This window comes from Pseudoalteromonas sp. S16_S37, from assembly GCF_014694405.1.
In the GTDB taxonomy this organism is placed as follows: Bacteria; Pseudomonadota; Gammaproteobacteria; order Enterobacterales; family Alteromonadaceae; genus Pseudoalteromonas.
Genome location: NZ_JAAUWV010000089.1, coordinates 1 through 10,507 on the forward strand (window position 1 = coordinate 1; position 10,507 = coordinate 10,507).

The 10,507-nt window shown below is 43.1% G+C and carries 7 protein-coding genes; 6 read left to right on the forward strand and 1 reads right to left on the reverse strand.

The window, feature by feature from the left end:
* Positions 1–126 precede the first annotated feature (126 nt).
* The 6 genes from HC733_RS21035 (at position 127) to lpdA (ending at position 9,646) form a co-directional block, all read left to right on the forward strand.
* Positions 127–720 carry an efflux RND transporter permease subunit gene (locus HC733_RS21035; RefSeq protein ID WP_190366942.1) on the forward strand — a complete coding sequence of 198 codons (594 nt, stop codon included), beginning with the start codon at positions 127–129 and terminating at the stop codon, positions 718–720.
* An 89-nt stretch (positions 721–809) separates the two neighbouring features.
* On the forward strand, positions 810–2,297 hold the full coding sequence (gene purF, locus HC733_RS21040) for an amidophosphoribosyltransferase (protein WP_190366943.1): 1,488 nt from the start codon (positions 810–812) through the stop codon (positions 2,295–2,297).
* Positions 2,298–2,676: 379 nt separating this feature from the next.
* Positions 2,677–3,426, forward strand: coding sequence for a pyruvate dehydrogenase complex transcriptional repressor PdhR (pdhR, locus tag HC733_RS21045; protein WP_190366944.1), 750 nt, complete (start codon positions 2,677–2,679; stop codon positions 3,424–3,426).
* A 62-nt stretch (positions 3,427–3,488) separates the two neighbouring features.
* Positions 3,489–6,155 carry a pyruvate dehydrogenase (acetyl-transferring), homodimeric type gene (gene aceE / locus HC733_RS21050; RefSeq protein ID WP_190366945.1) on the forward strand — a complete coding sequence of 889 codons (2,667 nt, stop codon included), beginning with the start codon at positions 3,489–3,491 and terminating at the stop codon, positions 6,153–6,155.
* 12 nt (positions 6,156–6,167) lie between these two features.
* Positions 6,168–8,048, forward strand: coding sequence for a pyruvate dehydrogenase complex dihydrolipoyllysine-residue acetyltransferase (aceF, locus tag HC733_RS21055; RefSeq protein WP_190366946.1), 1,881 nt, complete (start codon positions 6,168–6,170; stop codon positions 8,046–8,048).
* A 173-nt stretch (positions 8,049–8,221) separates the two neighbouring features.
* The gene (lpdA, locus tag HC733_RS21060) at positions 8,222–9,646 is read left to right on the forward strand and encodes a dihydrolipoyl dehydrogenase (RefSeq protein WP_190366947.1); all 1,425 of its coding nucleotides are present in this window, start codon (positions 8,222–8,224) and stop codon (positions 9,644–9,646) included.
* Positions 9,647–9,768: 122 nt separating this feature from the next.
* Here the strand turns inward: lpdA and HC733_RS21065 are convergent, their stop codons facing one another.
* Positions 9,769–10,314 (reverse strand): transporter, encoded by a 546-nt coding sequence (locus HC733_RS21065; RefSeq protein ID WP_190366948.1) that lies wholly within the window; start codon positions 10,312–10,314, stop codon positions 9,769–9,771.
* Between the last annotated feature and the right edge of the window lie 193 nt (positions 10,315–10,507).

Below are 10,507 nucleotides of genomic sequence, written 5' to 3' on the forward strand. Positions count from 1 at the left end.
AATGGACAATGCCGATAAGAAATTGGAAATCGGCCTTGAATCGATTTATGATCGAATTCGAAGACCGATTAAAAGATGTTATTTAAAACTGGCAGTTACACAAAATGTGTTACAGGGTCAAAAGTGATGTCTCACTTCAACCTTAGTGTGACACCAATCGTCACTGAGTTTTCAGACAAAGATACACGCGAATCCCTAGAATCTCTTAAGATGGCTTTGGGCTTGTCTTTATTATTGGTGTTTCTAGTTATCCTTTATCAATTTAACAACCTGTATCAGTCATTGTTATGTATTGCAGTGGCTTTATTTGGTATAGCTGGTGCTGTTTCATCATTGTATTACTTTGGTAGTACGCTATCACTTAATTCATTGTTAGGGATCCTGATTTTAATTGGTTTGACGGTTAATAACTCGATACTTATTACCGATGCATTTAATTATTATCGTGACCAAAATATAGGCTCAGCGACTGCGATATCACAAGCTCTACGGTCGAGGCTTGTTCCACTGATGGTTACGAATGTCACTACGATAGTTGGTATGTTACCGCTTGCTATAGGGTTTGGAGCCGGGCAGGACATATTGAAGCCATTAGGGATCAGTGTTTCTGGCGGCTTACTAGTAGCAACAGTATCTACGATGTTTTTTGTTCCTGTAATGTTAATGTTTTCTCGATCGGATAAAACGTGCCGAGAGCTTGAACACCCATTGTCGGTATGATTTTAGTTATTGATAGTAAAGTTATTTTCGCAATGAGCAAGTGAGTCATTGTATATTAGTTTTTATATTTAAATTTAAAAGGGGCTTTTATGTGCGGTATCTTAGGAGTTAAAGGTTCGGCTCCCGTTAATCAAGATCTCTATGATGGACTACTTGTATTACAACATAGGGGACAAGATGCTGCGGGGATCACAACGGTAGATAACTCTCAATTTCTGTTGAAGAAAGGCAATGGTCAAGTCGCTGATATTTTTCAAGCGAAAGAAATGATGTCGCTCAAGGGAAATGTCGGTTTGGGTCATGTTCGTTACCCTACGGCTGGTACTTCCTGTGCCTCAGAAGCTCAACCTTTTTACGTTAGTGCGCCTTATGGAATTTCAATGGTGCACAATGGTAATCTAACCAATGCATCTGAATTACTTGATTTTACGGCGCAAAGTGCGAAACGCCATATCAATACGGGGAGCGATTCAGAGGCTCTGCTTAACACTTTTGCTCATTACCTTGATATGAAATGTAAAATACAGCTAACTGTAGAAGATATATTCGAGGTAGTTGCGGATGTAATGGAACAAGCGAAAGGCTCATACTCAGTTATTTTTTATGTGCTTGGTGTTGGTATGGTGGCCTTTAGAGATCCAAATGGCATTCGTCCTTTCGTTTTTGGTACTCGCAACACTGAAGACGGTATGGAGTACATGTTTGCCTCCGAAAGTGTAGCAATTGATGTAACAGGTTTTACTTTAGAGCGTGATGTAAAACCTGGTGAATGTATCTTCATTGATGAAAACAATTCAATGCATAGTAGGCTATGTTACCGTGGCAAAGCTGAGCATACACCGTGTGTTTTTGAATATATTTATTTTGCGAGACCAGACTCCGTGATTGAAGGCGTATCTGTTTATAGCGCACGCATAAATATGGGGCAAAGGCTTGGAGAAAAAATTAAGCAACAATGGCAAGATGAACAAATAGACGTTGTTATTCCAATACCTGAAACTTCCTGCACGATGGCAATGGAAGTTGCACATTGCCTGAAGGTCCCATATCGAAATGGTTTTGTTAAAAACCGATATGTTGGACGTACATTTATAATGCCAGGTCAAACACAACGTAAAAAATCAGTTCGTCGCAAGCTCAATGCAATAGATGAAGAGTTTAAGGGAAAAAATGTACTACTAGTCGATGACTCTATTGTACGTGGTACTACCTCAGAAGAAATTGTCAAAATGGCACGTGAAGCGGGAGCTAAAAAAGTGATGTTTGCTTCGGCTTCTCCTGAAATACGTCACGCAAATGTGTATGGTATAAATATGCCAACCTCAAAAGAGCTGATTGCACATGAAAAAACGAATGAGCAGATATGTCAGGCAATTGGTGCAGATAGATTAATTTATCAGGATATTAACGATCTAATTGATTCTATCAAATGTGAAAACCACGCTATAAGCAAAGTCGAAACTTCTGTGTTTGATGGCCATTACATCACAGGCGACATTTGTAGTGATTACCTTCAGAACCTAGAGCAATCAAGAAACAACGAACGCTTAGAATCTCAAGAAGCGGAACCTGCTTAACAGCATCTACCATATTATTCATAGCAAGCTTATTTGCTTGCTATGATCTCTTGCATACATTAATTGTAATCAATGTAGCCCTCTGAAAAATGAGCACTGTGATTTTGTATCTTCCTCAGAACTACAAATTACTCGAGTTTATCTAGTTGTAACTGGTCAGACCTTTTTTATATTCCTTTGCAATTCGTTATTTTTGTATAAAGTTTAGTCTTTGAGCTTTCACTTTAAACGTATTTATACGCAGATTTTTGACAGCCTTCATTGATTTTGATAACGTATTGCGAAAATTTGGTATGACCAATTTACCTTTTGGTTTTAATGGCACCGCTAATCGCTGTAAGCAGCGATTGGCAGTACACTGAAATTCGGCGTTAGATCAATGTCTTTAAAGATAAAAGCAGCGAAGTTATCCGATGTAATTTTAGAGCAGCTCGAGAATATGATCCTTGAGGGCTCTTTAATGCCGGGTGAAAAGTTGCCTCCCGAACGAGAGCTCGCGAAGCAATTTGAAGTCTCAAGACCTTCCTTGCGAGAAGCGATACAAAAGCTTGAAGCGAAGGGGCTAGTAACACGTCGTCAAGGTGGTGGCACCTATGTAAAAAATCAGTTGGAAGAAGGCCTTACCGATCCATTGTTTGATTTGATCAGTAAGCACCCAGAATCACAATTTGATTTACTAGAGTTTCGTCACGCACTTGAAGGCATCGCCGCTTATTATGCTGCATTGCGTGGTACTGACACTGATTTTGAAAAGGTTCGAGATAGCTTTAATAACATTTCTCAAGCACAGGGCGATTTAGCTCAAACTGCAGCGGCAATTAATGCCTTTCATTTTGCGGTAGCGGAAGCGTCGCACAATGTGGTGTTACTGCACTTGGTGAGAGGTATGCAATCACTACTTGAGCAAAATGTATTACAAAACTTAACGGTTTTGGTGCAAAAGTCAGAGGTGAGTGAGCAATTAGCTCAGCACCGAAAAGTGCTTTTGGAAGCGGTGATCAACGGCAATCCAGAGCAAGCAAGATTAGCAAGTAATGCCCACTTAGCATTTATTGAAGAAGCATTACTTGAAGCTGGTAAAGAGCGTTCACGAATTGAACGCAGCTTACGACGCACTAAGCAGCAGTAAGTATACTGGTTACATTAAAACTGAATAATAAATTCGTATTTTAAACATAAGGAAAATTCCATATGTCTGAAGTCAATAAATTTGACGTAGACGCGTTAGAAACCCAAGAGTGGTTACAAGCGCTTGAGTCGGTAGTAAAAGAAGAAGGTGTCGAGCGCGCGCAATTTTTGTTAGAGCAAGTGCTTGAGCAAGCTCGTCTTGATGGTGTTGATATGCCAACGGGCACCACTACTAACTATGTGAATACTATTCCAGCGGATCAAGAGCCAGCTTATCCTGGTGATGTAAACATTGAGCGCCGTATTCGTTCAATCGTTCGCTGGAATGCCATCATGATCGTATTGCGTGCGTCAAAGAAAGATTTAGAACTTGGCGGACATATGGCGTCTTATCAGTCGTCAGCAGCGTTCTATGAAATGTGTTTTAACCACTTCTTCCGTGCGCCAAATGATGTTGACGGTGGTGACTTGGTTTATTACCAAGGTCACATTTCTCCTGGTATCTATGCACGCGCTTTCTTAGAAGGCCGCTTGAGCGAAGAGCAGCTTGATAACTTCCGTCAAGAAGTAGACGGTAAAGGTATCTCTTCATACCCACATCCTAAGCTAATGCCTGAATTCTGGCAGTTCCCAACGGTATCTATGGGCTTAGGGCCAATAGCGTCTATTTACCAAGCGCGTTTCTTAAAATACTTAGATGGCCGAGGCCTAAAAGACACTAAGAACCAGCGCGTATACGCATTCTTAGGTGACGGTGAAATGGATGAGCCGGAATCACGTGGTGCAATTTCGTTTGCTGCGCGTGAGAAGCTAGACAACTTATGTTACTTGATCAACTGTAACCTACAGCGCCTAGACGGCCCAGTAATGGGTAACGGTAAGATCATCCAAGAGCTTGAAGGCTTATTTAGAGGCGCAGGTTGGAACGTCATTAAAGTTGTTTGGGGTTCTGGCTGGGACAAACTACTAGCTAAAGACACCACAGGTAAATTACTACAGTTGATGAATGAAACCATCGATGGCGATTACCAAACTTATAAAGCAAAAGACGGTGCGTACGTGCGTGAGCACTTCTTCGGTCGCTACCCTGAAACTGCAGCGCTAGTTGCTGACATGACTGACGAAGAGATCTTCGCGCTGAAGCGTGGTGGTCATGAGCCTTCTAAGTTATACGCGGCGTTTAAAGCAGCACAAGAAACCAAAGATCGTCCAACGGTGATCCTAGCCAAAACTGTAAAAGGTTACGGCATGGGTGAAGCGGCGGAAGGTAAAAACATTGCGCACCAAGTTAAGAAAATGGACATGACACACGTAGCACACCTACGTTCGCGTCTAGGCCTACAAGATTTGGTATCAGACGAAGAGTTGGTGAACTTGCCGTACTTGAAGCTTGAAGAAGGTTCAAAAGAGCATGAATACTTACACGCTCGTCGTAAAGCACTGCATGGTTACACACCGCAGCGTTTACCTAATTTCACGAAAGCACTGACGTTACCTGAAGTCAATGCGTTTGCACCGTTACTGGAAGAGCAAAAGCGTGACATTTCAACGACAATGGCGTTTGTTCGTGCGTTAAACGTACTACTAAAAGACAAAAACAATGGCCAAAACATCGTGCCAATCATTGCTGATGAAGCGCGTACATTTGGTATGGAAGGTTTATTCCGTCAAATCGGTATTTACAACCCGCATGGCCAGAACTACACGCCTCAAGACCGTGACATCGTTTCTTACTACAAAGAAGCAACATCAGGTCAGGTATTGCAAGAAGGTATCAACGAGCTAGGTGCAATGTCATCATGGGTTGCAGCAGCAACGTCATACAGCACCAACGACTTACCGATGATCCCATTCTACATCTACTACTCTATGTTTGGTTTCCAACGCGTTGGTGACATGGCGTGGATGGCAGGTGACCAACAAGCGCGTGGTTTCTTATTAGGTGCTACGGCGGGTCGTACAACGCTAAATGGTGAAGGTCTTCAACACGAAGATGGTCATTCACACATTCAAGCTGGCACGGTTCCTAACTGTATCTCTTATGACCCGACGTTTGGGTATGAAGTAGCCGTTATAATACAAGATGGTATCCGTCGTATGTACGGTCCTGATCAAGAGAACGTGTTCTACTACCTAACTCTGATGAATGAAAACTATCATCAACCAGCGATGCCAGAAGGTGCTGAAGAAGGTATTCGTAAGGGTATCTACAAGCTTGAAAGCAACGCAGGCGATAAAGCACACGTTCAGCTATTGGGCTCAGGTACTATCTTAAATGAAGTACGTAAAGCCGGTGTTATCCTAAGCGAAGAATATGGCATTGGCTCTGATGTATTCTCTGTGACTTCATTCAACGAATTAACACGTGATGGTCAAGACGCTGAGCGTTTCAATATGCTTAACCCAGAAAGTGAAGCAAAAGTGCCATATATCACATCTGTACTTGGTGAGTCACCAGCGATTGCCGCAACGGATTATATGAAAAACTACGCTGAGCAAGTACGTGCGTTTATGCCAAGTGCATCGTACAAGGTACTTGGTACTGATGGTTACGGCCGTTCAGACAGTCGTGAAAATCTGCGTCGTCACTTTGAAGTAAATGCAGGTTACGTTGTTGTAGCTGCATTAACTGAATTAGTGAAGCAAGGCAAAGTAGACAAGTCAGCTGTAGTTGAAGCTATCAAGAAATTTGATATTGATACTACAAAAACTAACCCACTTTACGCATAAAGGACCGAACGAATGACTATCGAAATTCACGTTCCAGATATTGGTGCTGATGAGGTTGAAGTAACTGAGATCCTAGTCAAAGTAGGGGATTCAGTGAGTGAAGAGCAATCGCTTATCACGGTTGAAGGCGATAAAGCATCAATGGAAGTACCTGCTGCACAAGCAGGTACTGTTAAAGAAATTAAGATCAAAGAAGGTGATACCGTATCAACTGGGTCACTGATCATGATTTTTGAAGCAAGTTCAGGTGAAGATGCAGCGCCAGCGGAAAAAGCCACTCAGAGCGCGCCAGCCCCAGCAACATCGGGTGCCACTGAATTACAAGAAGTACATGTACCTGATATCGGCAGTGATGAAGTTGAAGTGACCGAGATCATGGTTGCTGTTGGCGATACTGTTGAGGCTGACCAATCAATTTTGAACGTTGAAGGTGATAAGGCTGCAATGGAAGTGCCAGCGCCATTTGCGGGTACCGTGAAAGAAATCAAAGTTGAAGTTGGCTCTAAAGTATCTACGGGTTCTTTGGTGTTTGTATTTGAAACAGGTTCAACAGACGCACCTGCTGCAACTGAAGCGGCGCCAGCGCCAGCTTCTTCAGCACCTGCTGCAGCTGAGTTAAAAGAAGTACATGTACCTGACATCGGTGGCGACGAAGTTGAAGTCACAGAAGTGATGGTATCGGTAGGAGACACGGTAGCTGCTGACCAATCAATCTTAAACGTGGAAGGCGATAAAGCTGCCATGGAAGTACCAGCACCATTTGCGGGTACGGTTAAAGAAGTGAAGGTTGAAGTAGGCTCTAAAGTATCTACCGGTTCATTGGTGTTTGTATTTGAAGTTGCAGGCAGTGCGCCAGTTGCAGCTGCAAGCCCAGCAGCGGCTCCAGCAGCAAGCCCAGCGCCTGCAGCTAAACCTGCTGCACCAGCTGCTTCTAGTGTAAAAGAAGACTTTGAAGCGAATTCTTCTTACGCACATGCATCTCCTGTGGTTCGTCGTTTGGCTCGCGAGTTTGGTGTAAATCTAGCACGTGTTAAAGGCACGGGTCGCAAAGGTCGTGTGATCAAAGAAGACGTACAAAATTACGTTAAAGAATTAGTGAAGCAAGTTGAGTCTGGCAAAGTGACAGGCTCTAATGCAGGTGGCGGTGAGCTAGGTCTTATCCCTTGGCCAAAAGTTGACTTTAGCAAGTTTGGTGAAGTGGAAGAGAAGAAACTGTCTCGTATCCAAAAGCTTTCAGGTGCTAACTTACACCGTAACTGGGTGCAGATCCCACACGTTACTCAGTTTGACGAAGCAGACATCACAGGCTTAGAAGCATTCCGTAAAGAGCAAAATGTTTTGGCTGAGAAGAAGAAAATGGGCGTGAAGATCACGCCATTAGTATTCGTAATGAAAGCGGCAGCGAAAGCACTAGAAGACTTCCCAACGTTTAACTCGTCATTGTCTGAAGATGGCGAAAGCTTAATCTTGAAGAAATACGTACACATCGGTATTGCGGTAGACACGCCAAATGGTCTGGTTGTACCTGTAGTTCGTGATGTAAACAAAAAAGGCATTATCGAGTTATCTCGTGAGTTGATGGAAATTTCAGCTAAAGCACGTGACGGTAAGTTAACGTCATCTGATATGCAAGGTGGCTGTTTCACGATTTCAAGCCTAGGTGGCATTGGTGGTACGGCGTTTACGCCTATCGTGAATGCACCAGAGGTAGCTATCTTAGGTGTATCTAAATCTGAGATGAAACCAAAGTGGAATGGTAAAGAATTTGAGCCGCGCTTAATGGTGCCGCTAAGCTGCTCTTACGACCACCGCGTGATTGATGGTGCGTTGGCAGCCAAGTTTACTGTGACGCTTGCAAGCTACTTGAGCGATATTCGCCAATTAGTGATGTAATTTGTTGTCCCGCCTACTATTTAGGCGGGACATCTTTTTGTGCGAATGATACACTTTCGCACACTTAAAAACTCTCTCTGCCATGTACCTGAATTTACGTATGCGGCAGGCATTTTTGGGTGCGGATACTCAAAAGAGTACAGTCCCGTTCGAATAATAGTTAAGGTAATAACATGAGCAACGAAATCAAAACTCAAGTTGTTGTACTAGGCGGTGGTCCTGGTGGTTACTCAGCAGCATTCCGTGCTGCGGATTTAGGTTTAGAAGTTACACTTATCGAGTCTCGCAATACCCTTGGCGGTGTGTGCTTGAACGTAGGGTGTATCCCTTCAAAAGCGCTTCTTCACGTTGCTAAAGTAATTGATGATGCAGCTGAAATGTCATCTCACGGTGTAACATTTGGCGCACCACAAATTGACCTAGACAAAATCCGTTCATGGAAAGAGTCTGTAATTGGTCAGCTTACTGGCGGCCTAGACGGCATGGCGAAGATGCGTAAGGTAAAAGTAGTTAACGGCTACGGTAAATTTACAGGCGCAAACACCATTGCTGTTGAAGGTGAATCAGGCACGACTACGGTTACTTTTGATAACGCTATTATCGCAGCGGGTTCTCAACCAGTTAACTTACCTTTCATCCCTCAAGATGAGCGTGTAATTGATTCAACAGGTGCCCTTGAGCTTAAAGATGTACCAGAAAAACTACTTGTATTAGGTGGTGGTATCATCGGTCTTGAGATGGGTACTGTTTACCGTGCACTAGGTTCGCAAATCGACGTTGTAGAGTTTGCTGATCAACTAGTACCTGCAGCTGACAAAGACGTTATCAAGATTTACCAACGCTACGTGAAAGACAAGTTCAACGTAATGTTGTCTACTAAAGTTGTGGCAGTAGATGCAAAAGATGACGGCTTATACGTTACGTTTGAAGGCAAAAATGCGCCAGCAGAGCCAGTACGTTATGACAAAGTATTAGTCGCTGTTGGTCGTACACCAAACGGTAAACTACTTGATGCAGATAAAGCAGGTATCAATGTTGACGAGCGTGGCTTTATCAACACTGACAAGCAAATGAAAACGAACGTTGACCACATCTTCGCAATTGGTGACATCGTAGGTCAGCCTATGCTTGCGCATAAAGCTGTTCATGAAGGTCACGTTGCTGCTGAAGTTATCTCTGGCAAGAAACACTTCTTCGATCCTAAGTGTATTCCTTCAATCGCTTACACAGATCCAGAAATTGCGTGGGTTGGTGTGACAGAGAAAGAAGCCAAAGAGCAAGGTCTTAACATTGAAACTGCGGTATTCCCGTGGGCTGCATCTGGCCGCGCTATCGCTTCAGCACGTACTGAAGGTCAAACTAAGCTTATCTTTGATAAAGACTCAGGCCGCGTTATCGGTGGTGCGATGGTTGGTATCAACGCTGGCGAAATGCTGGGTGAAATCGGCCTTGCAGTTGAAATGGGCGCTGATGGTGAAGATTTAGCACTGACGATTCACGCTCACCCAACACTGAATGAGTCAATTGGTCTAGCGGCTGAAATCTTTGAAGGTTCAATCACTGACTTACCAAACAAAAAAGCAGTTAAGAAAAAGTAATTCATTACTTTGACTGATACGGAAAAACCCAGCTCATGCTGGGTTTTTTGTTTAATAGACTAGGATCTATTTTGTCGTGCTGAACGTATTTCATAACCTATTTAAGCCGAGTAAACAAAAGGTTAGAATACGTAGTGGTACGCTAAGCCAATGTGGTTACCACTAATGCTCGGTGCACCATGAACATCAGCCGATTGGTTTACATTGATTCCCCATACCTTACCAACATTTACTTTGTCTGCATCGTATGAAATCTTAACAAAACGCGCTTCCAACCAGCCGTTATGGTTTTCAAATTGGTAGCCTAATGACGCAACCACACCGGCAGTATTTTTGAACGAAATACCACTGTTAGTGTTGTTCATATCCATTTCTAACTCAGTGTTTAGATGATAAGTAATACCAACGCCCACTTTAAATGAATCGTTTAACTGGTAGTAAGGGATAACGTCTAGAGCCCAACGCGAGAAAGTAATATCTGCATTGCTGGCGTTATCAGAATCAAAATGGTAGCCCAAGTTTGATTGCAACGACCATTTGTTATTAAATTGGTAGTTTAAGCCTGCTCCCAAGTTTATTGCACCACCCGCACGAATATCTTGGTTCGAACGACCTTCATATTGCAGTTCGATGAGTTTATCACCACCGTGAGTAAAACCAGCATACACAGAAAAGTTAATTGGAGTTACAGTTTCTTGGTTAGCTGGCGCTTCTGATGCGATAGTTTGTGCACTAGCAAGTGTTGTGAGCTTACGGCAAGTTAGCGTAACTCACCATCAAAAATATGCTTGAGTCCAGAATTTAGTCTATGCGTTGTGATTTATAGTTCCAAGGCAAGTAAAGTTCTGGGTTTAATCGCAA

Coding starts and splice junctions, on each gene's coding strand:
- pdhR (WP_190366944.1), top strand. CDS start 2,677: ATGTCTTTAAAGATAAAAGCAGCGAAGTTATCCGATGTAATTTTAGAG.
- aceE (WP_190366945.1), top strand. CDS start 3,489: ATGTCTGAAGTCAATAAATTTGACGTAGACGCGTTAGAAACCCAAGAG.
- purF (WP_190366943.1), top strand. CDS start 810: ATGTGCGGTATCTTAGGAGTTAAAGGTTCGGCTCCCGTTAATCAAGAT.
- aceF (WP_190366946.1), top strand. CDS start 6,168: ATGACTATCGAAATTCACGTTCCAGATATTGGTGCTGATGAGGTTGAA.
- lpdA (WP_190366947.1), top strand. CDS start 8,222: ATGAGCAACGAAATCAAAACTCAAGTTGTTGTACTAGGCGGTGGTCCT.
- HC733_RS21035 (WP_190366942.1), top strand. CDS start 127: ATGTCTCACTTCAACCTTAGTGTGACACCAATCGTCACTGAGTTTTCA.